General features: G+C 69.2%; 31 protein-coding genes and 4 pseudogenes. 25 read left to right on the plus strand and 10 right to left on the minus strand.

The genetic code is table 11. From position 1 onward, the window contains the following. Positions 1–388 precede the first annotated feature (388 nt). Positions 389–1,690, plus strand: a complete 1,302-nt coding sequence (locus DRB96_RS03145) for an MFS transporter (RefSeq protein WP_239516008.1) — start codon at positions 389–391, stop codon at positions 1,688–1,690. A 182-nt stretch (positions 1,691–1,872) separates the two neighbouring features. Here DRB96_RS03145 and DRB96_RS03150 read toward each other — a convergent pair whose 3' ends face one another. Continuing rightward, positions 1,873–2,145, minus strand: a complete 273-nt coding sequence (locus DRB96_RS03150; RefSeq protein WP_162688466.1) for a hypothetical protein — start codon at positions 2,143–2,145, stop codon at positions 1,873–1,875. Positions 2,146–2,383: 238 nt separating this feature from the next. Here DRB96_RS03150 and DRB96_RS03155 point away from each other — a divergent pair, with 238 nt between their 5' ends. Beyond that, positions 2,384–2,704: a transcriptional regulator gene (locus tag DRB96_RS03155; protein WP_112446659.1), complete on the plus strand. Its 321-nt coding sequence runs from the start codon at positions 2,384–2,386 to the stop codon at positions 2,702–2,704. Between the two features lie 14 nt (positions 2,705–2,718). Then, positions 2,719–3,287, plus strand: a pseudogene (locus tag DRB96_RS44230) (hypothetical protein). A gap of 376 nt (positions 3,288–3,663) precedes the next feature. On the opposite strand, the gene DRB96_RS03165 reads toward DRB96_RS44230, so the two are convergent. Next, a complete protein-coding gene (locus DRB96_RS03165; protein WP_239516009.1) occupies positions 3,664–4,092 on the minus strand; it encodes an ATP-binding protein in 429 nt (142 codons plus the stop codon). A gap of 595 nt (positions 4,093–4,687) precedes the next feature. Between DRB96_RS03165 and DRB96_RS03170 the strand changes: the two genes are divergently transcribed. Both DRB96_RS03170 and DRB96_RS03175 read left to right on the plus strand, forming a co-directional pair. Next, complete coding sequence (locus tag DRB96_RS03170) at positions 4,688–6,730, plus strand: FUSC family protein (RefSeq protein ID WP_112446660.1); 2,043 nt, start codon at positions 4,688–4,690, stop codon at positions 6,728–6,730. A 122-nt stretch (positions 6,731–6,852) separates the two neighbouring features. Next, the gene (locus DRB96_RS03175; protein ID WP_112446661.1) at positions 6,853–7,977 is read left to right on the plus strand and encodes a DUF3533 domain-containing protein; all 1,125 of its coding nucleotides are present in this window, start codon (positions 6,853–6,855) and stop codon (positions 7,975–7,977) included. 588 nt (positions 7,978–8,565) lie between these two features. Here DRB96_RS03175 and DRB96_RS03180 read toward each other — a convergent pair. Continuing rightward, the gene (locus DRB96_RS03180) at positions 8,566–8,766 is read right to left on the minus strand and encodes a hypothetical protein (RefSeq protein ID WP_112446662.1); all 201 of its coding nucleotides are present in this window, start codon (positions 8,764–8,766) and stop codon (positions 8,566–8,568) included. Positions 8,767–9,110: 344 nt separating this feature from the next. On the opposite strand from DRB96_RS03180, the gene DRB96_RS44235 reads away from it, so the two are divergent. From DRB96_RS44235 to DRB96_RS03190, 3 genes are all read left to right on the plus strand, one after another. Next, positions 9,111–10,037, plus strand: a complete 927-nt coding sequence (locus DRB96_RS44235; RefSeq protein WP_275432064.1) for a transposase — start codon at positions 9,111–9,113, stop codon at positions 10,035–10,037. A 2-nt stretch (positions 10,038–10,039) separates the two neighbouring features. Beyond that, positions 10,040–10,207 (plus strand): hypothetical protein, encoded by a 168-nt coding sequence (locus tag DRB96_RS43655; RefSeq protein WP_204357623.1) that lies wholly within the window; start codon positions 10,040–10,042, stop codon positions 10,205–10,207. Positions 10,208–10,421: 214 nt separating this feature from the next. Continuing rightward, entirely contained in the window at positions 10,422–11,084 is a 663-nt protein-coding gene (locus DRB96_RS03190) for a response regulator transcription factor (RefSeq protein WP_112446663.1), read from the plus strand. Between the two features lie 950 nt (positions 11,085–12,034). Here the strand turns inward: DRB96_RS03190 and DRB96_RS44240 are convergent. The 4 genes and pseudogenes from DRB96_RS44240 to ribA all read right to left on the minus strand — a co-directional run. Then, a pseudogene (locus tag DRB96_RS44240) lies at positions 12,035–12,922 on the minus strand (dihydrofolate reductase family protein); the annotation flags it as partial. 71 nt (positions 12,923–12,993) lie between these two features. Then, positions 12,994–13,302 carry a DUF2218 domain-containing protein gene (locus DRB96_RS03205; RefSeq protein WP_112446665.1) on the minus strand — a complete coding sequence of 103 codons (309 nt, stop codon included), beginning with the start codon at positions 13,300–13,302 and terminating at the stop codon, positions 12,994–12,996. Positions 13,303–13,369: 67 nt separating this feature from the next. Further along, positions 13,370–14,152, minus strand: coding sequence for a class III extradiol ring-cleavage dioxygenase (locus tag DRB96_RS03210; protein WP_112446666.1), 783 nt, complete (start codon positions 14,150–14,152; stop codon positions 13,370–13,372). Positions 14,153–14,198: 46 nt separating this feature from the next. Further along, complete coding sequence (ribA, locus tag DRB96_RS03215) at positions 14,199–14,870, minus strand: GTP cyclohydrolase II (protein WP_112446667.1); 672 nt, start codon at positions 14,868–14,870, stop codon at positions 14,199–14,201. Between the two features lie 41 nt (positions 14,871–14,911). Here ribA and DRB96_RS44245 point away from each other — a divergent pair, with 41 nt between their 5' ends. Further along, positions 14,912–15,052, plus strand: coding sequence for a hypothetical protein (locus DRB96_RS44245; protein ID WP_239516011.1), 141 nt, complete (start codon positions 14,912–14,914; stop codon positions 15,050–15,052). 45 nt (positions 15,053–15,097) lie between these two features. After that, positions 15,098–15,385 carry a MarR family transcriptional regulator gene (locus tag DRB96_RS03220; protein ID WP_239516012.1) on the plus strand — a complete coding sequence of 96 codons (288 nt, stop codon included), beginning with the start codon at positions 15,098–15,100 and terminating at the stop codon, positions 15,383–15,385. Here the strand turns inward: DRB96_RS03220 and DRB96_RS03225 are convergent. Beyond that, entirely contained in the window at positions 15,364–16,212 is an 849-nt protein-coding gene (locus tag DRB96_RS03225) for an MBL fold metallo-hydrolase (RefSeq protein WP_112446668.1), read from the minus strand. The genes DRB96_RS03220 and DRB96_RS03225 overlap by 22 nt on opposite strands. A 181-nt stretch (positions 16,213–16,393) precedes the next feature. After that, positions 16,394–16,555: a hypothetical protein gene (locus tag DRB96_RS42645; protein WP_162688467.1), complete on the minus strand. Its 162-nt coding sequence runs from the start codon at positions 16,553–16,555 to the stop codon at positions 16,394–16,396. 15 nt (positions 16,556–16,570) lie between these two features. Between DRB96_RS42645 and DRB96_RS03230 the strand changes: the two genes are divergently transcribed. The 4 genes from DRB96_RS03230 (at position 16,571) to DRB96_RS03245 (ending at position 18,723) form a co-directional block, all read left to right on the plus strand. Then, complete coding sequence (locus DRB96_RS03230) at positions 16,571–17,116, plus strand: MarR family transcriptional regulator (protein WP_204357624.1); 546 nt, start codon at positions 16,571–16,573, stop codon at positions 17,114–17,116. Positions 17,117–17,284: 168 nt separating this feature from the next. Next, entirely contained in the window at positions 17,285–17,902 is a 618-nt protein-coding gene (locus DRB96_RS03235; RefSeq protein WP_112446669.1) for a malonic semialdehyde reductase, read from the plus strand. A 79-nt stretch (positions 17,903–17,981) separates the two neighbouring features. Then, positions 17,982–18,242: a hypothetical protein gene (locus tag DRB96_RS03240; protein WP_112446670.1), complete on the plus strand. Its 261-nt coding sequence runs from the start codon at positions 17,982–17,984 to the stop codon at positions 18,240–18,242. Positions 18,243–18,510: 268 nt separating this feature from the next. Next, positions 18,511–18,723, plus strand: coding sequence for a hypothetical protein (locus DRB96_RS03245; protein ID WP_112446671.1), 213 nt, complete (start codon positions 18,511–18,513; stop codon positions 18,721–18,723). A 326-nt stretch (positions 18,724–19,049) separates the two neighbouring features. On the opposite strand, the gene DRB96_RS03250 is transcribed toward DRB96_RS03245, so the two are convergent. Then, positions 19,050–19,565 carry a MarR family transcriptional regulator gene (locus tag DRB96_RS03250; RefSeq protein WP_112446672.1) on the minus strand — a complete coding sequence of 172 codons (516 nt, stop codon included), beginning with the start codon at positions 19,563–19,565 and terminating at the stop codon, positions 19,050–19,052. Between the two features lie 117 nt (positions 19,566–19,682). On the opposite strand from DRB96_RS03250, the gene DRB96_RS45810 reads away from it, so the two are divergent. From DRB96_RS45810 to DRB96_RS03295, 11 genes and pseudogenes are all read left to right on the plus strand, one after another. Continuing rightward, positions 19,683–19,817, plus strand: coding sequence for a hypothetical protein (locus DRB96_RS45810; RefSeq protein ID WP_275431879.1), 135 nt, complete (start codon positions 19,683–19,685; stop codon positions 19,815–19,817). Between the two features lie 9 nt (positions 19,818–19,826). Further along, positions 19,827–20,072 carry a hypothetical protein gene (locus DRB96_RS03255; RefSeq protein WP_112446673.1) on the plus strand — a complete coding sequence of 82 codons (246 nt, stop codon included), beginning with the start codon at positions 19,827–19,829 and terminating at the stop codon, positions 20,070–20,072. 24 nt (positions 20,073–20,096) lie between these two features. Further along, positions 20,097–20,735: a DsbA family protein gene (locus DRB96_RS03260; protein ID WP_112446674.1), complete on the plus strand. Its 639-nt coding sequence runs from the start codon at positions 20,097–20,099 to the stop codon at positions 20,733–20,735. 104 nt (positions 20,736–20,839) lie between these two features. Then, positions 20,840–21,706, plus strand: coding sequence for an NmrA family NAD(P)-binding protein (locus DRB96_RS03265; protein ID WP_162688468.1), 867 nt, complete (start codon positions 20,840–20,842; stop codon positions 21,704–21,706). Positions 21,707–21,873: 167 nt separating this feature from the next. After that, entirely contained in the window at positions 21,874–22,449 is a 576-nt protein-coding gene (locus DRB96_RS03270) for a methyltransferase (protein WP_112446676.1), read from the plus strand. A gap of 236 nt (positions 22,450–22,685) precedes the next feature. Further along, positions 22,686–23,654: a hypothetical protein gene (locus DRB96_RS03275; protein ID WP_204357625.1), complete on the plus strand. Its 969-nt coding sequence runs from the start codon at positions 22,686–22,688 to the stop codon at positions 23,652–23,654. Between the two features lie 43 nt (positions 23,655–23,697). Continuing rightward, positions 23,698–24,159 (plus strand): annotated as a pseudogene (locus DRB96_RS03280) (class E sortase); the annotation flags it as partial. 65 nt (positions 24,160–24,224) lie between these two features. Further along, positions 24,225–24,425 (plus strand): hypothetical protein, encoded by a 201-nt coding sequence (locus DRB96_RS42650; RefSeq protein WP_162688402.1) that lies wholly within the window; start codon positions 24,225–24,227, stop codon positions 24,423–24,425. Then, the gene (locus DRB96_RS03285; protein ID WP_112446678.1) at positions 24,422–25,060 is read left to right on the plus strand and encodes an aminodeoxychorismate/anthranilate synthase component II; all 639 of its coding nucleotides are present in this window, start codon (positions 24,422–24,424) and stop codon (positions 25,058–25,060) included. Before DRB96_RS42650 ends, DRB96_RS03285 begins: the two co-directional genes overlap by 4 nt. Before the next feature lie 107 nt (positions 25,061–25,167). Next, positions 25,168–25,896: pseudogene (locus DRB96_RS03290) on the plus strand (class E sortase); the annotation flags it as partial. 10 nt (positions 25,897–25,906) lie between these two features. Further along, positions 25,907–26,626 (plus strand): class E sortase, encoded by a 720-nt coding sequence (locus tag DRB96_RS03295; RefSeq protein WP_239516168.1) that lies wholly within the window; start codon positions 25,907–25,909, stop codon positions 26,624–26,626. Positions 26,627–26,729: the final 103 nt, after the last annotated feature.

Here is a 26,729-nt window from a genome sequence, read left to right on the forward strand (position 1 = left end):
GTCCTGACGGGCTTCGCCTGAGATCGATGCTCATATTCAGCCACTTCTAGTTATGCGTTGACCGGTGGCCTGCTTCTGGGCCCCTGGAAGGTGAAAATCGAGCTAATCGCAGGTGCAGGTGCAGTTTGTGGGTGTAATCACAAGACACCTTGAAGGATTTACCTGTATTATGAAGGTACGCCACATCGAACCAACTCTGCCTGACGCGGAGCTGGCGCGACCGCAAAGCGGCCGTGGCACCCTCCAGTACGTGGGCGCCCAGGCGGCACTCGGTTCTGCGCAAGAGGACAGCTCTCGGGGCTCCCGCATGGACGGGTGCGACTCGCTCACAAGGCTGCGCACTGTCCGGCAGGCGGGGAGCTTTCCCAGGCAGCGGAAAGGCCAGCCCGTGACAACCGCGGCCACGACCGACGGGAACGCCCGCCCCGGCTACCGCCAGCTCCTTCGCACGCCCGGCGCCCTCAGCTTCCTGCTCCCCGGGTTCGCCGCCCGGCAGCCCTTCGCGATGCTGACCATCGGCATCGTCCTTCTCGTCCAGCACACCACCGGCTCGTACGGTGACGCCGGAATCGTCGCCACCGTCACCGGTGTCTCCATGGCCCTGTGCGCCCCGCAGATCGGCAAGCTCGCCGACCGGCGCGGCCAGAGCGCTGTTCTGGTCCCGGTCGTCTTCGCGCACGCCGCCGCCGTCAGCGCCCTGACCTGGCTGGCCCTGGCCGGCGCGCCGCTGTGGGCGCTCGCGCTGGCCGCGATTCCCGCCGGTGCCTCGGTCCCGCAGGTCGGGCCCATGGTCCGGTCCCGCTGGGCCGCCAAGCTGGAGGGCTCCCCGCTGCTGCCCACGGCCACCGCCTTCGAGTCCGTCACCGACGAGCTCACCTTCGTCGTCGGCCCGGTCCTCACGACGTTCCTGTCCACCTCGGTCCATCCCTCGGCCGGTCTGATCACCGAGGCGGCCCTGACGCTCGCCGGCGGTCTGCTGTTCGCCGCGCAGCGCTCCACCCAGCCCAAGCCCGTCCCCCGCCTCGCGGGCGGTGAGAAGCATGCCTCCGCGCTGTCCTTCCCCGGCCTGCGCGTCCTGATCGTGGCCTTCGTCGGCATCGGCGCTGTCTTCGGCGGCATGCTGATCTCGCTCGCCGCGTTCTCCAACGAGATCGGCAACCCCGGCGCGAACGGCCTGCTGTACGGCGTCTTCGCGGGCGGCATCATGATCGCGGGCATAGTCTGCGGCACTATCGCCTGGAAGGTCGGCCCGCGCCGCCGCCTGCTCCTGGGCTACGTCGGCCTCACCGCCGCCGCGTCCGTGCTGTGGGCCGTGGACTCCCCGATCCTGCTGGGCGCGCTCGGCCTGGTGGTGGGCTTGTGCATCGCCCCCGCGCTGATCGCGGGCTACACGATGATCGAGCGACTGGTCCCGGCCGCCTCCCGGACCGAGGCCTTCACCTGGCTCACCGGAGCGGTCGCCTTCGGGCAGGCCGGCGCCGTGACCGTGGCCGGCCGCCTGGCGGACGCCAACGGATCCTCGTACGGCTTCCTGGTGCCCATGGCGGCCACCGCGCTCGCCCTGGTCACCCTGCTGGCACTGCGTTCGAAGCTGGCGCCGAAGTCCCCGAGCCGGACCGTGATCTCGTCCTCGCCGGCGGCCCCCAGCGCCTCGGAGCCGGCCTCGATCTCGCCAGCCCCACGATGTTGACCATTGCCGCTGTTCCTGTCGCTTCGTCCTCCGCGACGTCGTCGAGCACGAGCAGCACCTCCACGTCGGCCGCCTGACGCCCTTGACGCACCCACGCTGAATCACCAAGTGGCTCCAGGTTGATGCAGACCAGGGTCGGGACCCGGTCCAGGAGGCCCGGACCAGGACCTGCGAGCTCCGGCTCAGGGAAGGCCAGCGAGCCCGAGTAGAGAAAGGACTCGAGGACGTGTCCGTGCGGTTCGTACGGGGTGCGCAGGCGCAGCACCGTTAAGGTCCGCCTCGGCCGGGTCGGCGACGACCTCGCCGTACGGGGCCGCGAGGGTCTCGTTCACGTCCTCCGCGCACTGCTCGCCGGCGAACTGGTCGCAGCCGGCGTCCAGGGCGCGGGCCGCGCGCGCCGCGACGACGACTACCAGATCACCCAGGGCGGCCTGCTGCACCATTTTCCGCAGCAAGGAGGACCTGGTGCTGGCACTCAGCGAGTCCGGCAACCCGGGCTACCTCGCCCACGAGTATTTCAACAGCGAGGCCGACCCCTGGTGACGGACTCCGCCGGGCCCGATGCTCAACCAACAGAGCCTTGTGACGTACGGTCCGCTCTGGCTGCGCTGTGTAGTGACACCTTGATCTCTGCGGGTGAGGGATGCAGTTTGGTGTCAGGTCGGGGGATGCTCGGTGCCATGTCTGTCCCCGATGCGTGACGATGCGGCTCTGTACAGGGTGAAGTTCGCCCAGCGGTTGCCGACCCGTCTGGCTGAGCTGACCGGGCCCGTGCACGGGGTCGTCGAGCTCCCGCTGCACGTGGTGTGGTCCGGGCTGTGCGCCTTCGACCTGGACCAGCCGCGGCAGCGCATGGGCCTGTACCGGACGGTCCTCGCCGAGGGCACCCACGAGGACCTGTGCCGATTCCTGAACGCCGACCTGCTCTCCAGCCTGTGGCCGGTGCTGCGCACCCTTACCGGCCCCACCGTGCGGGAGGTGTGGGAGGACGCCTTTCCCCAGCTGCGGGAGTAGGCCGCGGCGTGAAGATGTCGGATCTGCACGCCCGGCTGCTCGCCGACGTGCTCGCGTTCGGCTCGCCCTTCCCTCTCGTCCTTACCGGCGGCTACGCCGTGCAGACCCACCAGCTCCTGGAGCGGGTCAGCCACCTGGACGTCGCCACCGAGTCCGCTACCCCGATGGAGGAGATCACCCCGACCGTGTGTGACGGACTCATGAGACGGGGCTGGCAGGTGGCCGTGGTCGAGATCGCCCCGCTGCCGGCCCGTTTCCAGGTAACTGATCCACTTACCGGCGGCGCGTGCGAAGTCGATGTTCTCAAGGAAGTGTTCTGGCGGCCGGTCGCCCACACTGCCTACGGTCCCGTCCTCGGCGAAGAGGACGTCATCGGTACCAAGGTTTTCGGGCCCTGGCCGACCGGGGCGCGGCCCGTGAGAACTACGTCTCGAGCCTGCTCTCCAAGCTGGGCATGGAGCGCCGCTCCCAGGCCGCAGCCTACGTGGCACGGGATCCAGGCGGAGAAGGGAACGTGAGCGCCCGGCCGGTTGTGGCCTTGGGCACTCCCGGTTCCGGAACTGGTCGGGGACGCGTCGGGTGACCAGCAAGCTGGGCCGGCCGCGTCACGACCAGCGCCCCGGACGCGGGCAGCCTGAGATGCAGCAGGAGGTGTCGACCGCGGGCGGAAACGGCCTCGCGCTTTTCCTCTTCGGCGTGTCCCCTGAGATAGCCGCGGACCGAGACGGGCGAAGCGAGGGCGTACGGCGACAGGAGCGCCCGCACCCTCCGATACACGCCGCCAGGGAATCGCGAGGACAAGGTCCTCCTCCTTGAGCGCCCGAAGAACCCCGACCCCTTCGGGCTGCGCCGGACCGCCGACCAGCGTTCCAGCCCAGGACCTGGGGTGCGGAGCGCCCGTTCGCAGCCCTCCAGCCGTCGGCCAAACGACCCTTCTCACGCCGGCGGCTCACTGCACGTCAGAGCCCGCTCATCTCTGCGGCCTTGGTGCCTCCATGGCCAAGGAGTGAGAGAGCGACGCAGATGTCCTTGCCGCCCTGTGGTCTACGGCTGACATTCACCGAATCGGCGAGATTCCGGACGATCGACCAGCCGTACCCACCCTCTGCTGGCCATTCCGGCGTCCGATCCGGGCTGACAGGCTGCTGTTCGCTGTGGTCGGCTACGTGGAGCACGAGCCGGTTGCCCCGGATGATGGGAGCGAAGGCAGCGATCCCGCCCCCGTGGCGAACCGCGTTGGTGACCAATTCCGAGACGACGAGGAGCGCATCGTCGATTACGCGACCGGACGTGCGCGGAGCCTGCCGATGAATCAGGTCGGCGACGTCGTCACGGGCGCGTGCGGCAAAGGACTGCGACAGCGCAGGGATAGGTGTCCCCTGGTGCATGAGCTATTCCTTGATGTGGAGGAGGAGCCAGCCGCAGCCGCGGCAGGGGCGCCCTCAGAGGGTGCCCCTCCCCCGCTCCGATCCTGCCCCCCGGCCCGGCATGGGAGTCCATGCGAAAGTCCCCTTATCTCGGGACGACCCTCCGCCTTTCGGCTGATACGCGACGCGGACACGTGTGGTGCACCCGGGAATGGCGGTGTGAGAGCGGCCACGCGGAGACAGGACCAGCCGAGCGAGTGGTGAGTGCCCGTGGCAGCGTGGAATCCGTACGGGCTGAGGGCGGGCTACGTTGTCGCTGGCGCAGGGTGTCCACTTACTCCAGCTCGACGTGCTCGACAGTGAAGGCGGCCTTGCTGTCCTAAAGGCGGATCCTGCCCAGGTGCCTCCCGCTCGAGCGCCGGACACGGACTTCCCCCGTACATACTCGTGAATCACCACCTCCCGGCGTCAGTGTGGTCGGGGTCACGACGAAGGAGGCGAGGAGCCACTTCTGCGTTGAGGCGGGGGCGGGCGGGCGCTGATCACCGCATGGAATCGCCATCCGGACGAACCGTAGGAATCTGAAGAAATCCCTGAACACAACTACTCTCTGGATATGAGCTGGCTCAGGGCGCTGAAGGAGACCGCCCGGTCCGGATTGAAGGTCGAGCGGACCCGCCTGGAACCGCTGATCGCACTTCGCGGCGCCGCCGGGCTCGCGATCGTCATCGGTGTCAGCCTGGCCCTGCTCGGCCCGGGCGCCGCCGCCAGCTCGGCCTTCGGCGCCTTCATGGCCGCCATCGCCACCTTCCAGCAGAGCTGGCGCCCGCGCCCGGTGCTTGCCCTCGCTTCCGGACTGACCCTCGCGGCCAGCACGTTCATCGGCTATCTCGTCGGCTCCTCGCACACCGCGGCCGTCCTCGCACTGCTCACGGTGTGGACCTTCGCCGCCGCAATGGCCTGGGTGGCCGGACCGACCACTGGGATCATCGCCTCCAGCAACGTGGCGATCCTGCTGGTCACTGTCACCCTGCCGACCTCCGTCGCGCAGGCCGCCGGGCATGCCGCGCTGATCGCCGCGGGCGGTGTGGTACAGGCCGCCCTCATCGTCCTGCTGCCGGTCCGCCGATGGGGCGCGCAGCGCGACGCCCTCGCGGACGCCCTGGCCGCAGAGGCCGACTACGCCCGCCGGCTGCGCCACGACCCGGTCGCCCCTTTCGACCCGCAGCCGCTGATGACCGCCCGCGCCGCGGCCGCAGTCACCCGCAGCCAGGCCCGCCGCCGCCCCGGCGAACTGCACGGCGCCCGCGGGCTCGCCGAACATATCCGGCTGGTGTTGGCGCTGCTCGCCGACCCCGCCGCAGGCGCCCCCGAAGAAGGTCCGGCCCGCGACCGGGTGCGTGACCTCCTCGCGGCTGCCGCCACGGTGCTCGACACGTCCGCCCACGCGATCCGGCACGGGCAGCCGGTAGGAGTCCCCGGGCCGGCCCTCGCCGTGCTCAAGTCGTCCGACACCGGGGACCTGCTGACCGGGGCCGCGCACCGGGCCGCCGGGCGCCTGGCCGCCCTGCTCGACGATGTGCTGGAAACCGCCGCCCCTGGAACAGGGAGCGCGCCTCCCGAAGAAGCGATGCTGCGGCCCACGCTGCCCCGGCTGATCCCGCTCGCACTGAAGGCAGTCCGCGCCGAACTGCGCCCCGCCTCACCGGTCTTCCGGCACGCCATGCGGGTCTCGGCGGTCGTCCCGGCCGGCTATCTCATCGGCCACGCGCTGCCCTTCGGCCACACGTACTGGGCTCCCATGGCGTCCGTGATGGTCATGCGCCCCGACTTCACTCAAACCTATTCACGCGCCGTCGGCCGCTTCGGCGGCACCCTCGTCGGGGTCGCCCTCGCCACCGGCATCGTGCAGCTCGCCCAGCCTGGCACATACCTCTCCGGGTTCCTCGCGGTGATCAGTGCAGGCCTGGTGTACGTCCTGATGCGCACCGGCTACGCCGTCTCGCAGGTCTTCGTCTCCGCGTACGTCGTCTTCCTCCTCGGCATGGCCGGAGGGCGCTGGGACCAGACCGTGACCGACCGGGTCGCGCTGACCCTCATCGGCGGACTCCTGGCCATGGCCGCGTACGCGCTCTACCCGGCCTGGGAGACCCCACGGCTCCGTCCTCGCCTCGCCGACTGGCTGGCGGCGAACGGGCGCTACGCAGCCGTCGTTCTCAGCCAGTACGCAGATCCCCCGGGCGCCCGCCGAGCCGACGTGCGCGAGGCGCTGCTGGCCGTACGGGAGGCTCGCATCGCCTGGCATGACGCGGTGGAGCGGGCCTCAGGCGAACCGGTACGCCACCGCGGCCTGTCCCGGGCCGCGGCCGACGACGCGGGCCAAGCTCTGGCCCTGCTGGGCCGCAACGCGATGCTATTGGAGGCGTACTTGCCGGAGCGTGGCCAGGCCCCCGTCCCCGGCGCGGGCAACCTGGCGGCCGTACTGCGCACCGCGACCGAGCAGGCGGCGAGGCAGATCCGCGAGCGGAAGGTACCGGACTGGACGCCGGTACGGGCCGCCCTCCCACCCTGTGACACCCCCGACTCCGCGGTCCTCTTCAGCCGCGTGACACTCCTCGCAGACGCCCTGGACGACCTGTCGAACGCAGTGCGCCCCTAAAGACATCCCTTCCCGGGGTCTAAGCAGACCTATTCCTACCACCGGTATGACCGGAGCGGATTCCCGTCAGCCATTCGGCCGCCCCTACTGCGACCCGCCCCAGACACGCCGAGTGTGAGGGTATGACAGAGCACACCCCACAGCCCACAGCCCGCCCATCAGCCGGTTTCCTCTCCGAGATCAAGGACGCCGTGACCACCCGGGCAGCCCTGCTGGTCCTGGGGGTGCTGGCCCTCCAGCTCGCCTTCATCACCTCCTACATCGGGGCCTTCCACCACCCCAAACCCAGCGAGATCCCGATCGCCGTGACCGCCCCCCTCGCACCCCTCGCCGAGCAGTCCGCGAAACAGCTCGCCGCGCTGCCCGGCAAACCGCTCGATCCCCGCACCGTCAAGGACGAGGCGACGGCGATCCAGCAGATCCAGAACCGGGACGTGGACGGCGCGCTGGTCATCGACCCGGCCGGCAAAACCGACCAACTGCTCATCGCGAGCGGCGCCGGAGCCTCCCTGTCGCAGGCCCTCGAAGAGGTCGTCGGCCTGGTCGAGAAGAGCCAGGGACGCACCGTCCAGGTCACCGACGTGGCCCCGGCCGCCGCCGGCGACGGACGCGGACTGAGCTCCTTCTACCTAGTCGTCGGCTGGTGCGTCGGCGGCTACCTGTGCGCCGCGATCCTCGCGATCAGCGCCGGCGCACGCCCCGCCAACACCCACCGCGCCATCATCCGGCTCGGCACGCTGCTCGCGTACGCGATTGCCGCCGGACTGCTCGGCGCGGTCATCGCCGACCCGATCCTGGACGCGCTGCCCGGCAGCATCCTGGGCCTGTGGGGCCTCGGCACCCTGATCGTCTTCGCCGTCGGCGCGATCACCCTGGCCTTCCAGGGCCTCGCGGGCGTGATCGGCATCGGCCTGACGATCCTGCTCGTCGTCGTCTTCGGCAACCCGAGCGCAGGCGGCGCCTACCCGTACCCCCTGCTCCCACCGTTCTGGAAGGCCATCGGCCCGGCCCTGCCCCCGGGCGCGGGCACGTACGCCGCGCGCTCCATCGCCTACTTCAAGGGCAACGACGCGGCCGGACCCATGCTGGTGCTCGCCGCCTGGGCAGTGGCCGGCTCGGCGGTCACGCTGGCCTGCGCGGTCTTCCGCAGGGGAAAGCCCGGGGCCGCCATCGGCAGCGGGCTCCCCGACGACTCGCCCCCCGTAGCTCGCTTCGCGGGCAACGACGAGGGGCCGGACGCCCGATGAACACCCCTGCCCTGCTCAACCGTCAGGGACCCGGCCGAACAGGCCGCCTCCTGCAAGCGGATAGAGCTCAACGCCCAGGCCCCGCTCGGCGCACTCGGCCTCACCGGCTTCATCGTGGTCACCGTCATCACCACCGGGCGGTCCTGTCAATCGAGCCGAATGGTGAAACTCGGGAGCCTCCGGCGCGCTCGGCGCCACCATCGAAGGCACCACCGAACTGGGCGATTCCTTCAAGATCACCGGATGGCCGCATCGTGCCTGCCACAGACAGGTCCCGACCCACCCGAGAACCCGCATTCCGCGTAATTCGGGGGGCACGTTACGGGGAGGGGCCAGGGGGCCTGGCCGGCGGTACATCCCCCCGCCCGACGGCCAGGATCCCGCTCGGCTCGATACGCAGTCCGATCAACGTGTCTCGGCGTGGGCCCCGGCGACGTACCTCTCCGGGGCCAGACCTATGCGGGCACCACCCAGGCCGCATGAATCGAGCGGCACATCTGAACCGGCACCACACGCCGTTCAGACCGTCGCAGGCTCAGCGGTGGCGAAAACGCCGCGGAGGCCGACGGGCAGCGCGGCATGCTCACGCTAGATGGAGCAGGTGTTCAGCAGGCTCCGCCAGGCCCTTCCAACTGCCCCCCGATCGGAGAACGGGCCCTCCAGCATCTCCAACAACACGCGAGCGAAGCAGTCGACGGCGGTGATCAGAACCTCGGGAACACGCAGGATCAGCTCGGCATCAGCGATCCTGGACTCGTCCGCGAGCTCCGGGACCCGCTGCTTCAACACGCTGTGATCTCCTCCATCCGCTCAGCGGCGAATGCGGCGAGCGCGCGTAGTTGCTGCTCCGTAGGCAGAGCGGTGACGGTTACGGTCATGCCTGCGGAGCCTACGGGCGCGGGACCAGGCCGGTCAGCCGGACAGGTGAAGTGCCCGCACGCCGCGATCGGTAGCCCGCTTCTTGCCGGACCGCCTACTCGCGAGTTACTCGGCACCTGGTTCGCCGCTCGTTAACCCTGGGTATTCAGCGGAGTAGGTCGATCTGACTGATCAACAGCGAAAGGTGCCTCCTGAGCTGCAACGATGTGAGTCTCGAGTTCGCATCACTGCAGGGATCAGGGGGCACCTTTCTGGTGAGAGAGACTACTGGGTGGGACCGTCGGCTGACCGTGGCCGCGGACGGCCGGGGGCTGATCGGGCACGCCGGGGCGGTGTTGTTACGCCGGCTCGCTGACCGGGTGGGGCTGACCGCCGGACTTGCTGAGGTGCTGCCCGTGGGCAGCGGTGCCGACTGGCGTGACCGTGCGGTGACCGTGGTCCAGCTGGCCGTCGCGATCGCGCTCGGGGCGGTGAACCTGTCCGACGCGGAGGCGGTCCAGGACCACCACCGGGGGCTGTTCGGGTCGGCGGTGTCCGACTCCACGATGTACCGCGCGCTGGCCGCGGTGGACGCCGAGGCGCTGGCGAAGATCGCCAAGGTGCGGGCGCGGGTGCGCCGCCACGTGTGGTCACTGCTGCATCTGCGGCTGAGTGGTTTCCCCTGGCTGACCATCGCCGGGAAGCGGCTGCACAACTGGGTGGTCATCGACCTCGACGCCACGATCATCACCGCCGCGTCGAAGAAGGAGCGGGCATCGGCCACGTTCAAGAAGACGTTCGGGTTCCATCCGCTCGCGGCGTGGTGCGCGACCACGTCGGAGTGTCTGGCGATGTGGCTGCGCGAAGGCAACGCCGCCTGCTCGGCCAGCCGCCCGGCGAGCTCACTCTGGGGGTGGGTCAGCATCCGGCCCCGGCGCGGGCAGCGCAACAAACTGGCCACGGTTCAATCGGCGCCGATAGCATCGACCATTGCAGTGACAAACGCCATGCCGAGGTTTGGGCCTCCACATGAAGGATTCAACTCAACCTTGGCTTATGTCACCAAGACGCTTCCCGCATCCCTGTCTCGCTTGACATTGGCCTCGATCACCGGCTTACAGTGCGGAACCGGAGCAGCGCAACGCATGCGTCAGTCCAGAACCCGACAGCGACTGACATTACTACTGCAAAGGGGCGTGTAGCTATGAGCAGCCCAGCCCACACCACCAGCACTTCATACGATCACCCGATCTACGACCATCTCGTGCTGACGCTAGGAGATGCGGTGACGGCCGCGCAGGCGGCCGCAGACGGGGTGCAACGCGAGGCAGTCGAAGCGCTTGACTGGACCAGCCTCTACGAACTCGCCTGAACGTGCCCACCGAGGATGAGGCTCCCCCGCGGGGTGCGTGCCGCCTCGCCTCGTAAAAGCCGAGAGCAATACTCAAGACCCTCGCGCACACCCGTAGGGTCCTTGGCGCACGCACGTTCGACGCCTACCTCCTCGTCCAGTGCCGAGGCCCCTCGCCGGCAGCGCCATGGCCGGTGGGCATTCAAGCAGAGGATGAGTGTGCGAAGCTTTATCTGTGGGCACAGCTGGAAAAATCTCCGTATTCCTCCTGGATGACCATGAAGTGGTCCGGCGAGGTGTCTATGAGCTGCTCACCAGTGAAGACGACATCGAGGTCGTGGGTGAGGCGGCTACGGCTGCTGACGCGCTCGTGCGGATCCCGGCGACGCGGCCCGATGTGGCGGTGCTGGACGTGCGCCTGCCGGACGGCAGCGGCGTGGAGGTGTGCCGCGAGGTGCGCTCCCAGAACGAGGACATCAAGTGTCTGATGCTGACCTCGTTCGCCGACGACGAGGCGCTGTTCGACGCGATCATGGCGGGCGCCTCGGGTTACGTACTGAAGGCGATCCGCGGCAATGAGCTGCTCAAGGCCGTACGGGACGTGGCGGCCGGCAAGTCGCTGCTTGATCCCGTGGCCACCGCGCGGGTGCTGGAGCGGCTGCGCGGAGGCAAGAGCGGCAAAGGCGACGACCGCCTGTCCAACCTCACCGAGCAGGAGCGGAAGATCCTCGACCTGATCGGCGAGGGGCTGACGAACCGCATGATCGGCGAGCGGCTCCACCTGGCGGAGAAGACCATCAAGAACTACGTCTCCAGCCTGCTCTCCAAGCTGCGCATGGAGCGTCGCTCCCAGGCCGCCGCCTACGTGGCACGAATCCAGGCGGAGAAGCGAACCTGAGCACCAGGCCGGTTGTGGCCTTGGGTACTCCGGTTCCGAAGTGTGGTCGGGGACGCGTCGGGTGACCAGCAAGCTGGGATGGCCGCGTCGCGATCGGCGCCCCGGACGCGGGCGGCCCGAGACTCAGCAGGGGGCGACTGCGGGTGGAGTCGTCCTCGCTCGCACCCTTGCTCTTCGGCGTGTACGCCGAGGTAGCCGCGGACCGAGGCGGGCGAAGCGCGGCGTACGGCGACAGGAGCGCCCGCACCCTCCGATACACGCCCGCAGGGAATCGCGAGGACAAGGTCCTCCTCCTTGAGCGCCCGAAGAACCCCGAACCCTTCCGGCTGCGCCGGACTGACCTCCCCTCCGGTCATGGTCTCTACGCTACGAGGGGAGGGTCAGCGAACGCCTGACGTGCCTCTGTGTGCGGCCATCTCGGCCCCTACACGACCGGGCATGCCCGGGTGTCCGGGTCGACGAGGATGGGCCAGTTTTTCCCCGACCCGGATCTGGTGTCCTTGTTCGTCTTTCGCCGTGGGATACCAGGTGAAGCCATAGATGCCCATGACAGCGGGAGTCGCCCACAGCCCGAGCTTGAATGCCCACTCATCCCAACGGTCAGTCAGGGTCCGGCCGGCCTCTTCCGCACCTCTCCGTGCTCCTCCCCGCCACGCTTGAGCCGCTGGAAAGCCGCGGTCGTGGTGTCCCTGCGTCATATCCGCCACTACCGCTCGGTGGCGAGGATGCTCTTTCCCGCCCGGGTGCCCGGCGGCGATCCGGACGGCAGCCCCGACGGTGGCCCCGGCAGCGGTCCGGCCGGGGAGGCGGAGATGCGGTGTAGGTGCCGACCGGTCGGCGACACCGGGACGGCTCCGGGATGGCGGAAGGTCAGCCTGGAGCCCACTTTGCGGATCCCGGGCCTTGACCGCCGCTCCCGTCCTCGCCGATGCTTTCGTTGCGGTAATTGAGACGCGTGCCGGCGCGGCTTCCTCCGCGTGTACGAGCGGGTCGCCGCCTTGGCGGGAGAAGCCGTGGGCGATTTCCTGCCCGCCCTCATCGACGATGACCGCGCCGACACTGAAGGCTCCCTTCGACGGCGGGCAGTGGTGGGAGAGTTCGATGGCTCTGATGCATCCACTGGTAGTCGATGTCTGTCCAGGGGAGATTGGGGTTCAACGGGGGTCTTCCTGTTGGGGCAGGTAGCGCAGCAGCACCATGTCGCCGACGGTCCTGGTCTCTGCGAGCGTCATGCGGTGGCCTTGTCCGTGGGGGTGGCTGGCTGGGCCGAGGAAGCGCGGTGCTTGCGGATCGCCGACCAGGAGGGGTGCGATGGCGAGTTGGATCTCGTCGGCCAGACCCTGGGAGAGGAGGGTGGCGTGGATGCGGCTGCCGCCTTCGGCCATGAGCCGGTCGACGCCGCGTTCCCCCAGGTCGTCCAGGAGTGCGGCGAAGTCGACGGTGGGGCCGAGGGAGACGACTTCGCCAAGCCCGCCGAGCCGGGCCCGCACCCTTCCCGCTCCCTCGTCGGTCGTGTAGGCGATCTTCGCTCCGCCGTGGTGCCAGAACCGTGCCTGCGGGTCCAGGTCACCGCTGCCGGAGACCGTGACCTTCAGGGGGTGCTCGGGGCGGCCCCGGGCGATGCGTTCTTTCCGGCGCTGCTCGCTGTTGACCAGCAGGCGGGGGTTGTCATTTCGGATGGTGCCGGCGCCGATGAGGATCGCGTCGGACTCGGCGCGGACCTGGTCGACACGGTCGAAGTCTTCCCTGTTGCTCAGCAGGAGGCGCTCGGGTTGCGTGTCGTCGATGTATCCGTCGAGTGAAGTGGCGACACTCAGCAGAACGTGGGGGCGGGGCATGGCCGTCTTCCTTGTCGTGGCGAGCGCCGCACTGTGGCAGCCCCCGTTCGGCGCTTTCGCCGGGCTGGTGGTCAACCGGCCTGCCCGGGCGTGCTCTCGCTCTGCCAGGTGACGGTGAGCTCGTTGCGCTGCCCGAAGCGTTCGAGGTGACGGCCCAGTACGTCCTGTACCTGCTCCAGGGCGTGGGTGTCGTCCGCGGTGGCGAGCAGGACGAGCTCGGTGGGCTGCGGGGTGAGGACGCCGTGACCGAAGGGGAAGTTGAGCTTGATCGCGCCGTCCGGGAGTGTCTCGGCCGGTATCTTCCGGCCGAGGTGGGAGGCCAGTTGCTTGGCGTAACGTGCGGCGGCGTCAGTTGCGACATGGGCGATGGATGAGGGCATCGCAGACTCCTGTGTTGTGAGGCGTGCAAGGTGTGGGCCGTGGTATCGCGCGGTGCGGGGCGGGGGGTCAGCCGTACTGGACGGACCGCTTGGACAGGCCCAGCCAGGTGCCATCGATGACCTGACGGCGGGAGTCCAGTTGGTCCTCTGCGGTGCCGAGCGTGACGGCGAGCGGTACGAAGTGCTCTACGCGCGGGTGGGTGAATGTGGCGCCGGGGGCCTTGTGCTGGAAGTCGAGGAGGGCGTCCACGTCGCCGGCGTCGATGGCGCGTCTGCCCCAGTCGTCGAACTCGGCCATCACGGCCGGGGCCTTGTTTCCGGGGTTCAGGGCGCGCAGGTTGTGGGTGAAGGATCCGCTGTTGATGATCAGGTAGCCCTCGTCGCGCAGCGGGGCGAGCCTGCGTCCGATGTCCATCAGCTTGGTGGTGTCCAGGCTCGGCAGGGATATCTGCAGTACCGGGACGTCCGCCTCGGGGTGCATGTGCATCAGCGGGATGTACGCGCCGTGGTCCAGGCCGCGCTCAGGCAGGTCCGCCACGGGCATGCCCGGGGCGCGCAGGAGCTTGCGGACGGTGTCGGCCAGCTCGGGGGCTCCGGGGGCGGGGTAGCGCAGCCGGTAGTAGTGCTCGGGGAAGCCCCAGAAGTCGTAGATCAGCGGGACGGTGGTGGTGGCGCCGAGGGCGAGCGGGGCCTCCTCCCAGTGCGCGGACACCATGAGGATGGCCTTGGGCCGCGGCATCTGGTCGGACCAGGCTGCCAGCTGACCGGGCCAGTGGGCATCCTCCAGCAGGTTGGGGCCGCCGTGGCTCAGGTAGAGACTCGGCATGCGACCGGAGGCCTGCGTGGTCATGTGCGTCCTCCTCGTACGGGGCGAGCGGCGGTCGACGCTGCCGGGTTCAGGCGCCACAGCGTGCCTGAGCCACCTGTGCGGGCAGGCGGTCCAGGTCGATGGTGTGGTGGGTGTGGTCGGCCTTGGCGTGCAGGTAGCGCAGGTTGTCGCCGGTGACGTGGACACCGGTGCGCACGCGGTCTCGCACCCGGATGCCGAGGGCGGTCAGCTGGGCGGCCTTGTCGGGATTGTTGGAGAGCAGGTCCAGTGACTGCGCGCCGAGGGCGGTGAGGATCTGGGCGGCGGCGGTGTAGTCGCGGGCGTCCTCGGGCAGGCCCAGGGCGGTGTTCGCCTCGTAGGTGTCCAGGCCCTGGTCCTGCAGGGCGTAGGCGTCGAGCTTGTTGTACAGGCCGATGCCGCGGCCCTCCTGGCGGAGGTAGAGCAGGTATCCGCCGGTGGCGGCGATGCGCTCGACGGCTTCGCGCAGCTGGGGGCCGCAGTCACAGCGGGCGGAGCCGAAGACATCCCCGGTCAGGCACTCGGAGTGCAGCCGCACCAGCGGCGCGCTGCCGGGCGCGGGGGCGCCAAGGGCGAGGGCGAGGTGCTCCCGGCCGTCGACCAGACCGCGGAAGGTCATCATCTCGGCCTCGACCGCGTACCCGTCGCCGAAGCGCAGCGGCACGGTGACCCGCGTGCGTATCTCCGCGCGGGGGAGGTCGGTGGTGGGAATCCCGTTCATGGGGCGGCTCCGCTCTGGTCAGCCAGGCATTTAGTTCGAATTTGAACGACATTCACTGGCGTGGATGGTTCAAATTTGAACAACTGGTTGGTACGGTGGATGTCATGGTTGCGGCGGCGTGGCTGAATGAGGACGAGATGCGGGCCTGGAAGAGCTTCCTGGCCACCAGGGGGCCCTGGTGAACCGGCGCGTCGAGCAGCAGCTCAAGGACGAGGCGGGGCCGTCATGTGCCGTTCGAGGTTCTGGTCCGGCTGGCCGACGCCGAGAGCGGCGAGATACGTACGACCGGGCTCGCCGGTGCCCTGCACACCGCCAAGAGCGGGCTGACCTACCAGATCACGCAGCTGGAGAAGACCGGCCTGGTCCGCCGGCGTACCCGCCCCAGCGACACGCGGGGCGCCTACGCCGCCCTCATCGACGTGCTGAGTCCACAGCAGCTCGCCGGATCGGCTTGGCCAGCCCGGTGTGGACCGGCACGAGCATCCGCAACCGGTCAGGGGTTGATGACTCCATAGAGCATGAGCGAGATGAAGTCAACCCACGAACCGGTGTAGTAGGACGGGTATTCGGCCTTGACCCGGGTGGCGAATTCCTCCGGCGTCTTCGACGCCTGGTGCGTGGCGCTCGCGCTGCGCAGGTAGGCGATGTTGTCGTCCAGGACGTCGAAGTCCGTGGTCTGTCCGTGTCCCACCAGGATGGTGGTGTAGCCCTGCTCGGGCAGCTCCTGGAAGTCCATCAGGTGGCCGATCCACGATTCGAAGTTGCCGTCCACGGTGAACATGTGGGTGTTCGGCGAGGCCACCGTGTCGAAGGCCATCAGCACGTGCTGGTCGGGCATCTTGACGACTGTCCCCCATTCGGCCTCACCCTCCAGCACCTTCTCGAAGATGAAGGTCACGCCACCGATCTCGGTGGCTTCTTCGGAGAGTTCATGCGTCGGAAGGGTGGGTGTCGCGGCGGCGGCCCCGTGGAAGAACTCGTTACGCGAGTCCAGGATGGCCTGCCCGTTGGCCGCGATGTACGAAGTCACCTCCGGGAAGGCGTAGATCGGCGCGTCCGGGAAGCGTTCGTGGAGTACTCCCAGACCGGACCAGTGGTCGGGGTGGATGTGTGACAGCACGATGCGCTCGACCGGACTGCCCAGACTCTGGGCGTAGTCGGCGATCTCGCCGGCGTACTTGGTGAACAGGTTGGCGTCGAAGATCACCAGGCCCGCCGAGGTCTCCACGATCTGCGTGTTGGCCAGCAGGCTGTCCTCGGGGCTGGTGTAGGTGTGGATGGTGGTGCCACCGTAGTTCTGCGTGGTGATCTTTCCGGCCGTGGACGGAGTGGACTGCGTCATGGGGGTCCTCCGTGGAGTTGTGTGCGTGATCCGAACGTCCGCACCCGTCTGCTGCGGGCGCAGGCCCGAAGTAGCAGAGCCCGTCAGGCGATCCGAGATTCACAATATGCCTGCGCTCGCAATATCTGCGGACGCAAGGAAAATTTACGATCGGCCCGGTCCGCGGTGAAGAGGTCTTTGGTCACCCGCCGGCAGCCGAACGGCCCTGTGTGGCCCGTTCCTCAGACCGCGGGATGCTGAGTTCGTTGACGGCAAGTGCCGGCTCGCCGCGCACAACGGCCTCGTGGATGTTCCCGTCGCGGATGCCCTCCAGATTGAGGCCCATCGCACTGTCGAGTTTCATTCCCATAACGCGATAGTGACCGAAAGCACCTTCCCTCCGGCGATCACGCGGCCGGGGCGGGCACCGGCTTTGCGCCATGTGAGCATGGTGGGCATGGATGACCGTTTTGATGGGCTGCTCGACGATGAGGCTGTGATCCTGCTCGGGCAGATGCTGCGAGCGACACATGTCGTCCTGTCTCGGGCGGTGAGGGACCTTGCCGAGGCAGGGGTAAACCGCGAGCAGTTCGAGGTGCTGCTGCGCTTGGCGCGGCATCCCGGAGGGGCGGCCCGTATGACGGTGCTGGCCGAGGAGATGGCATTCAGCTCGGGGGGGTTCACCCGATTCGTCGATCGGATGGAGCGTGACGGCCTGCTGGTCCGCGGCCCCGATCCGGACGACCGCCGGGCGGTGAGGGTGTCCGTCACCAAGAAGGGCGAGGCGCTACTGCGGGAGGCGCTTGCCGTGCATGCGCCGCGGTTGCACGGATACCTGCTGGATCCGCTCACCGAGGAGGAGCGCCGGGTGATGACGTCTGCGCTCGTCCGCCTCGACCGGTGGAACAGCGCCGGGCGGGACTGAGGCCCGGCGGAGTAAGGGACGGTCGGCTACAGGATCAGGGTCCGAGGACCCTCGGGGAGGCCTGCCGGGCGGTCTAGATTCATCTGCAACCGCAGATACTGCGAGAGCAGTCAGCGGTTGTCCGCCGAAGCGCGCGGCCAGGCGCCGCCTCCCGAGGAGAACTCATCGATGACCACCGCCACGTCCGACCGCACCGAGCTGCTCACCCTCGACATGGCCGCCCAGGACCTGCTGTTCCGCGAGGCCCGTACGGCCAACACCTTCACGGACGCGCCAGTCACCGCGGCACAGCTGGAAGCTGTCTACGACCTGGTGCAATACGCGCCCACCGCCATGAACCAGCAGCCGCTGCGCATGCTCGTCCTGGAGACGCGGGAAAGCCGCGCCCGCCTCGCCCCGCACCTCGCCGAGGGAAACCGGAAGAAGACCGCCGGAGCCCCGATGGTCGCGATTCTTGCCGCTGACACAGCGTTCCACGAGCACCTGCCGGCGCTCTTCCCCCACTTCCCCGGAGCCAAGGACATGTTCGCCGACGATGAGATGCGCGCCGACTCCGCCCGGTTCAACGCGCTCATCCAGGTCGGTTACGTCATCCTCGGCATCCGCGCCGCAGGACTCGCCGCGGGACCCATGACCGGCTTCGATGCGGCCGGCGTGGACAAGGAATTCTTCGCCGACGGACGCCACCACTCCCTGGTCGTCGTCAACATCGGCCACCCCGGCCCGGACGCCTGGTTCCCGCGCCTGCCGCGCCTGACCGCCGACCAGGTCATCACCACCCTCTGACCACACTCAGCGCATGCGCCGACCGGATGCGACCTGTCTCGTCAGGTCGCATCCGGCTTCGCCTGGGAGGGTCCCAGTAGTGGACCTGGCCGTGGACGAACTGCGCGGCGCCGGCCGCGAGGTCGACGCCGAGGTGCTGGCGCACATCTCCGCGGCCCGCAGCCAGGTGGTCACCTACTACGGCGCCATCGCCGTCGACTACGAACACGAACTCGCCCAGCTCAACGAGCGCGGACACCGGCCGCCGCGGACCGTGACCGTGGACGAGCCCGGAGCCGGGCTGTCGGGGCGGTCGACCCGGCGGGCTCCACGGGGAAGGGCGGCATCGGGGTTGGTCTAGGAGGTCGAATGACCTTCCGATATGTGACGCAAATGGGATGATCCGTCTGCAGCCGAGCGGAATTTACCAGTTTTGAGGCATACGTGGCGCCTATCCTGGCTGCTTGGTCAGCCTGTGATGCAGACCTCGGTTGCATCATCCGGCGCATCCTTACCAGAAAGGTGTGGCCGTGGCACGGCATCCAGCAGGTGACGCCAGACCCGTCCGGCCTTCCGGCCGGCAGCGGTGGACCTCGTTCATCGCCGCGGACAGCACTGGTGGCAGTGCCGTGCGAGGTCTCCACGAGCAGACGAATCCGCGGCATCGGCTGCGCGTCGAGCACGACGCCCACACGCTGCTGATCCACCTCAGCGACGAGGACGGCGGCGGGTTGTGGACCACCATCGCCGTCGATCGGGCGACACGCCAATGGGCCGTGGCTCAGGACACCCGACAGTCCGACACCGCTCGGGGTGCGTACGACGCCCTCTACGAGCAGTAGATCCTCAAGGCACCCCACATCCGGCTGAATCCCACGATTCTCACCGCCATCCCCAGGTCCGTCCCGGTTCAGGTCGCTCGCGAAGTCGGTCCCGTTGAAGCTCGCGAAGTTCGCCGGGATGGGAACGGCGCGCCCGCGGGCGGTGCGCGACTTGGTGTTGATGTCGAAGGCCCCGCCGCTGCCGTTGATGTAGAGGTCCCCTACCGAAAACGACCCGGCCTGTTGGATCGGCGGGCCGTTTTCGTCGTGCGGTTGGTCGCAGGTGTGCTGAGGGCCCGGCCGTCATGTCACGTGGGCGCCGCGAAACACGGGTCCGGCCGGTCGGTTCAGCTGCGTCGCGACGGGTGAGCGTGCTGGTCGGCCGGTGGTTCCGTCATGGCACCCGAGCGAATCAGGCGGTCGAGGTCCGGGTCGGACTCCGCCACACGCAGGAGCAGCGCCAGCAACTGCTCTCGCTCGCGGCTGCTGAGGCCGGCGAACACGGCATCGTCGACCTGGACGACCAGTTCGGACGCGCGGGCCAGGGTCTCCCGGCCGGCCTGCGTGACGTGAACCGCGTAGCGACGCCTGTCCTGCGGGTCTCGTTCCCGGCTAGCCAGCCGGTCGCGTTCAAGGTCATCGACGATGGCGACGACGGCGCTGGCGTCGACTCCGAGCTTCTCGGCGAGGGCCTGTTGTGAGATCGCGCCGTGGGCGCACAGCACGGTCAGTGCGCCCATGTGCTTGGTACGCAACTCCATCGCGTCCAGAGCGACGGCCAAGCGCCGCTCCATCGCGGATCCCAGCTTGGAGAGCAAGAGGGCCGTGCTGACGATGCGCCGGTCGGGCTGCTTGTTGTTCACGTGTCAACGTTAGCAGCCCCCACGGTTATGTCATACTATCGTTGTGAGCGGCAATGATTTATCTGTATATTCATTGACGCCTGATCGTCATCCAACGTCACGAACGGAACACCACTCATGCGCGCGCTACGCGTCACCCTGATCATCACCGGAGTCTTCCAGCTGCTGCTGGGGGCATCGTTCCTGGTGGCACCCGGTATGACCGCCGACCTGATGGGCCTGGGCCCGGCGGCGCCGTCGTGGGCGAACTGACTGTTCGCGATGATGGCCGCCCGATTCCTCGGCTACGCCTACGGCATGTTCCACGCAGCGCGGGCACCACGCGAACGGGTCGGCTGGATCAACACGATGATCGTCATCCAGGCCATCGACTGGATAGCGACCCTCGGCTACCTGGCGGCAGGCAGCCTGACCTTGAGCCAGGTGACCACTGCGGCCTTCGCCCCGGTGCTCTTCATCGGCGCGCTGCTGTGGTTCCACCCGCGCCGGCTGCCCGCCGAGCACTGATACCCCCGACGCTGAAGGAAAGACATGTCCGAGAACGAAAAGACCCCCGTCGACTTCTGGTTCGACCCGCTGTGCCCCTGGGCTTGGATGACGTCCCGCTGGATGTCCGAGGTCGAGAAGGTGCGCGACATCGAGGTCCGCTGGAACGTGATGAGCCTCGCCGTTCTCAACGAGGACAAGCTCGACGAGCTCCCCGAGCAGTACCGAGAGCTGCTCGGCCCCACAGGCTGGCGCCCGGTGCGCGTGGTGACCGCGGCCAGGGAGCTGCACGGCGCCGAGGCCGTCGGTGACCTTTACACCGCGCTCGGAACCCGTATCCACAACCGGGGCGAGGGCGCGACCATCGAGGCGATCGCGGGCGCGCTCGACGACGTCGGCTTGCCCGCGGACCTGATCTATTACGCGGACAAGGACACCTACGACGCCGAGGTGCGCGCCTCCCACAAGGCAGGCATAGACAAGGTCGGCCAGGACGTCGGCACCCCGGTCATCGCGGTCCCCGGGGCGGACGGCGAGCAGATCGCCTTCTTCGGCCCGATCGTCACCCCGGCCCCCCGGGGCGAGGCCGCGGCCAGGCTCTGGGACGGCACGCTGCTGGTCGCAGCCACCCCCGGCTTCTACGAGCTCAAACGCTCCCGCACCGCCGCACCCAGCTTCGACTGAACAGGCGGCCGCAACGGTGCCCGCCTACCGTCTGGATTGCGGGACCCAAACCGAGACACATCCCCCCACCCCCCCACATGCAGAACCGACAAGAGGAACACCCCATGTATGTCATCGCAGGAGCCACCGGCAACGTCGGATCAGCCGCCGCTCACGCCCTGATCAAGGCTGGCAAGCCGGTCACCGTCATCGTCCGCACCCAGGAGAAGGCCCAGCAGTGGCGCGATCAAGGCGCCGAGGCCGCGGTGCTGGACCTGACCGACACCGCGGCCCTGACCAACGTGCTCACCGGCGCGGCCGGGGCGTTCTTGATGGTCCCGCCGAACTTCTCCGTGCCCGACTTCCTCCAAGCGAGCCGGGAGCTCATCGCCTCCCTCGCCACCGCGGTCAAGGACAGCGCAGTGGCGCACACCGTGCTCCTCTCCTCCATGGGCGCGCAGCACGACTCCGGGACCGGCCCGATCGTCACCGTCCACTGGGCCGAGGAGGCGCTGAAGCCGGTCGCACGGAACCTCACGCTGGTGCGGGCCGCGTACTTCCTGGAGAACTGGGCCCCGGTTCTGCCCGTCGCGCTCGAGCACGGCGTGCTGCCCGCGTTCCTGGCGCCCGACACGGCGATGGACACGATCGCCACCGCCGACATCGGCGCCTTCGTCGCCGACTCCCTCCTCCACCCGGCCCAGGGCCTGCGGGTCAGGTCGGTTGGCGGACCTGAGCGGTACTCACCCCAGGACGTTGCTTCGGCACTGTCCGACCTCCTGGGCAAGCCGGTACCCCTTGCCCCCGCCCCGGCCGAAGACGCGGCCGCCGCATTCATCGGGATGGGATTCCCCCAGCAGGCCGCGGAACTCTACGGGGAGATGTACTCCGGCATCGCCTCCGGTCACGTGGCGTTCGAAGACGGCGCAGCCATCGAGCACGGCACCACCACACCGCGCGAAGTCCTCGCCCCGCTGCTGCCGCCCCGCTGAGTCCGCACCCCGCCGCCGGGGCCGCAGCCCCGGTCCTGACGGCGAGCCACGCGAAAGGCCCCCGTGGCTCGCCGTTCATCCACACCGCGGCGTTTCCCCCCGCAGGCGGCCAGGCCCACCCCGGCGCGGGTCAGGGACACGGAGCCACCGAACATTGGACGGTTGTCATGAAGCGCACCTACCGGCTGCTGTACCGGCTCGGTACCCTCCCCTGGCAGCACACCGACATTCCCACCGCTGTGCAGGATCTTGTAGTGGGCCCCGAGGCCTTGCCGGCGGGCCGGACTGTGGACCTCGGCTGCGGTACCGGCGAACAGGCCCGCTATCTGGCCGCACACGGCTGGCAGGTCACCGCCATCGACTACATTCCCGCCGCCATCACCGCCGCACGCCGCCTGGATCCCGACGGCACCGTCGACTGGCTCGTCGCCGACGTCACACGGGCCGAGGAGATCACTTCCGGACGGCGGACGGCCGCCACGGTCGGGCTCATCCTCGACAACGGCTGCCTGCACGGAATCGCCGCCGCCGACCGGCCCGGCTGGGCACACACCGTCGACACACTCGCCGCTCCCGGCGCCACCCTTCTCGTACGCGCCGCACCCGCCCGGCGCGCGAGCATCGCCGTGCCCGCCGGAATCAACCGCGACGACCTGACCGCACTCCTCGCAGACAACTGGCGCCCGGCAGACCCGCCCGATACCTCACCGCGCTCCATGTGGCACCGATACACCCGTCTCTGACGTACCCCATCAAGACCCACGGCCGCGAACCACCCGTGCACATCCCGGGTTGTCCTTCCGTCCGCAGACGCCGTTGGCACTGGTCCAGGCTGCTGTCCGCCGACCGGGCGGAATCCGTCCGGGTGACCTCCTGGCAGGACACCCCACGGGCGGGCCGTGCTTGTCATGACGAAAACCTGCCGAACGCCCCGGGTCGGCGCCCGGCTTCCGCTGAACACCCACACACAGGAGACACCTTGATCCGCTCAGCCCGTCTCGCCCACGCGGCCGCCCTCAGTGCCGCCGCCGTCGGCCTGGCCCTATTCGCGTCCGCCGTCCCGGCCGCAGCCGTCGCACCGCCTTTGTCGGACCCCCGCGTCCTGGTGCACCTCGACATCACCAAGGGACAGATGCCGGAGAACATCACCCTTGAGCCCGACGGCTCCGCCGACGTCACCCTCACCGGCGGCCGGCAGATCGCCCGGATCGGCCTCGACGGCCACACCCAGATCCTGGCCACGCTCCCCGAGCGCCCCGCCGGCGCCACCACGCCCGCGGTCGGGACCCCGCTGCTCGGCGGCATCGTCAGGGACCACGACGGAACCCTGTACGTCAGCTACGCCACCGGCACCGCCGACCTGACCGGCATCTGGCGGCTCGTCCCCGGAGGCACACCCGAACGGATCGCGGCCCTGCCGGCCGACGGCCTGCCCAACGGCCTGGCCCTCGACCCCCACACCGGCACCCTCTACTCCGCCGACTCCGCGCTCGGCACCATCTGGCGCGTCCCGGTACACGGCGGAACACCCGCCGAGTGGGCGAAGGGCACCGACCTGAACCCGGCCGGATTCATCGGCGCCAACGGCATCAAGGTCCACCACGGCGCCGTCTGGGTCAGCAACTACGACCGCGGAACCGTCGTACGCATTCCCCTCCGAGGGCACGGCTCCGCCGGCCCCATCCAGACCAAAGCAGCCGGGCTCGGCACCGGCCTTGACGACTTCACCTTCACCGGGCACCGCGACGACTTCCTCATCGCCCGCAACCCCGCCAACGAAGTCTCCTTCGTGACCTCCGGCGGCAAGCACAAGGTCGTACTCACCGAGGCCGACGGCCTGTCGAACCCCACTTCCGTAGCCGTGCGCAAGGGAACCGCCTACGTGCCCAGCGCCGCCTACACAACCCAGAAGGACCCCAACCTCCTGCTCGCCAAGATCAACAAGTAGACGAAGGCGGCCCGCACACCCACCCACCGGATACCCCCCGAACCAGGCCTTCGCCGAGATGTACGTCCCGCGCTTCGGCCCGGGGTGGAACAAGCCGGTCCTGGAGGGCACGGGCACCGACCTGCTGAAGAAGGGCCTGGGCCACTACGCCGGCTCGGCCCGGCTCGGCGGGGAGGGCAACTTCGCGGTGGCCGGCCACCGCCGCACCTACGGCGACCCCTTCAAGGACGTCCCGGAGCTGCGCCCCGGCGACGCCGTCATCCTCAAGGACGCGACCACCTGGTACACGTACACCGTCCGGCGCGAGGCCCTGCGCGTGCTGCCCGACGAGTTCGGGGTCGTGGACCCGGTGCCGAGCCGCTCGCCCTTCACCGGACCCGGCCGGTACCTGACCCTGACCACTTGCGACCCGGAATGGGGACACAGTCACCGCCTCGTCGTCTGGGCCGAGCTGACCTTGACGCGGACGGTGGCCCAGGGAAGGCCCGAGGGTTTGGCAAGGTGACCCTCCGCTCCGGGCGGCTGGCTTTAGGCTGTGGCTGTACCGCCCCCGCGGTGCGTTGAACGATCGTGGACGAAAAGGACACAGGCGGCATGTACGGCTGGATCTGGCGGCATCTGCCGGGAAACGCGTGGGTACGCGTGCTGATCTCCCTCGTGCTGGTGCTCGCGGTGGTGTTCGTGCTGTTCCAGTACGTCTTCCCGTGGGCCGAGCCCCTGCTCCCGTTCAACGATGTGACGGTGGACGAGGGATCGGGAGCCACTCCGTGAGCGCGCGCATTCTGGTTGTCGACAACTACGACAGCTTTGTCTTCAACCTGGTCCAGTACCTCTACCAGCTCGGCGCCGAGTGCGAGGTGCTGCGCAACGACGAGGTCGCTCTCGCCCACGCCCAGGACGGATTCGACGGGGTCCTGCTCTCCCCCGGCCCGGGGACCCCGGAAGAGGCGGGCGTCTGCGTGGACATGGTCCGCCACTGCGCGGACACCGGCGTCCCCGTCTTCGGCGTCTGCCTCGGCATGCAGTCGATGGCCGTCGCCTACGGCGGCGTCGTCGGCCGGGCCCCGGAACTGCTGCACGGCAAGACCTCGCCGGTGCTGCACGAGGGCCTCGGCGTCTTCTCGGGACTGCCCTCGCCGTTCACCGCGACCCGCTACCACTCGCTCGCCGCCGAGCCGCAGACCCTCCCGGACGCCCTGGAGGTCACCGCGCGCACCGCGGACGGGATCATCATGGGCCTGCGCCACCGCGAGCACGACGTCGAGGGCGTGCAGTTCCACCCCGAGTCCGTGCTGACCGAGTGGGGCCACCGGATGCTCGCGAACTGGCTGGTGCGCTGCGGTGACGCGGGCGCGGTGGAGCGCTCGGTGGGGCTGGCCCCGGTGGTGGGCAAGGCCGTCGCGTGACGTCGGTCGCGCCGTCCGCGCCCACGGAGGGCCGGGCCGCGCGGCGCAGGGCGGCGCAGGAGGCCGCGAAGCGCTCCCGTACGCGTACGGGCAGCCGGGGCCGGGGCCGGCGGCGCAGGCGGTCCGCCTCGGGCAGCCCGCTGGTGGTCCTCAGCCGGCTCGGCGGGGAGCTGTTCATCACGCTGGGCCTGGTGATGCTGCTCTTCGTCGTCTACCAGATCTGGTACACGAACTTCCTGGCGGACCGGACGGCCCAGGACGCGGCCGGCTCCCTCCAGCAGAACTGGCAGCAGGGCGGTGACGCGGCGCCCGGGGCGGCCGCCCCGCCCGTGACCGCCTTCGAGCCCGGCCAGGGCTTCGCGATCCTGCACATCCCGAAGCTGGACGTGAAGGTGCCGGTGGCCGAGGGCATCAGCAAGCCGAAGGTGCTCGACAAGGGACTGGTCGGGCACTACGACGGCGGCGAGAACTCGGTGAAGTCGGCGATGCCCTCGGACGCCCAGGGCAACTTCGGGCTGGCGGGCCACCGCAACACGCACGGAGAACCGTTCCGCTACATCAACCGGCTGGTGCCGGGGGACAAGATCGTGGTCGAGACGCGGGACACGTACTACACGTACGAGATGGCCTCGCAGCTGGCGCAGACGTCGACGAAGAACGTCGCGGTCCTGGGGCCCGTACCCGAGGGCTCGGGCTTCACATCCGCGGGCCGGTACATCACCCTGACCACCTGCACCCCGGAGTTCACCAGCACCTATCGGTTGATCGTATGGGGCAGGATGACCGGTGAACGCCCCCGCAGCCAGGGTGCTCCGCCCGAACTGGCCAGCCCGTAGAGGATCCGCAGTGTCACGTGCCGCACCGCCCCCGAACCGCAGTCTCCTCGCGGGGTTCCTGAGCCTGCTGGGCGAGCTCCTGATCACGGTGGGCCTGGTGCTCGGCCTGTTCGTGGCCTACTCGCTGTGGTGGACGAACGTGCTCGCGGACCGGGACGCCTCGGCGCGCGGCGACGCGGTCCGCGAACAGTGGGACCTGCCGGCGGCCGCCCCGTCGGCGCCCGCCGAGCCGGGGGCGCTGGACACCCAGGGCGGCATCGGGTTCCTGCACGTGCCGGCGATGAAGAACGGCGAGGTGCTCGTCAAACGGGGTACGCAGGCCGACGTCATCAACGAGGGCGTCGCCGGGTACTACACGGAGCCGATCAAGTCGGCGCTGCCGTGGGACGCGACGGGCAACTTCACGCTCGCGGCGCACCGCGACGGCCACGGGGCGAAGTTCCACAACATCGACAAGCTCGGCAAGGGCGACGCGGTCGTCTTCGAGACCCGCGACACCTGGTACGTCTACAAGGTCTTCGCGGAGCTCAAGCAGACCTCGCGGTACAACGTGGACGCGATCAGCCCGGTCCCCAAGGAATCCGGCAGGACGGCCGCGGGCCGCTACATCACCCTGACGACCTGCACGCCCGTGTACACCTCGAAGTACCGCTACATCGTGTGGGGCGAGCTGGTCCGCACGGAGAAGGTCGACGACAAGCGCACCCCGCCGGTGGAGCTCCGCCAGTAACCGCCTTGCCGGTCAGGAAGCCCCTGGTGGGGGCTGTGGCGCCGCCGGACGGCGCGGACGGCAAAAGGGTCCGGCCCCCCTCGATGAGGGGGGCCGGACCCTT

This window comes from Streptomyces sp. ICC1 (assembly GCF_003287935.1).
In the GTDB taxonomy this organism is placed as follows: Bacteria; Actinomycetota; Actinomycetes; order Streptomycetales; family Streptomycetaceae; genus Streptomyces; species Streptomyces tritrimontium.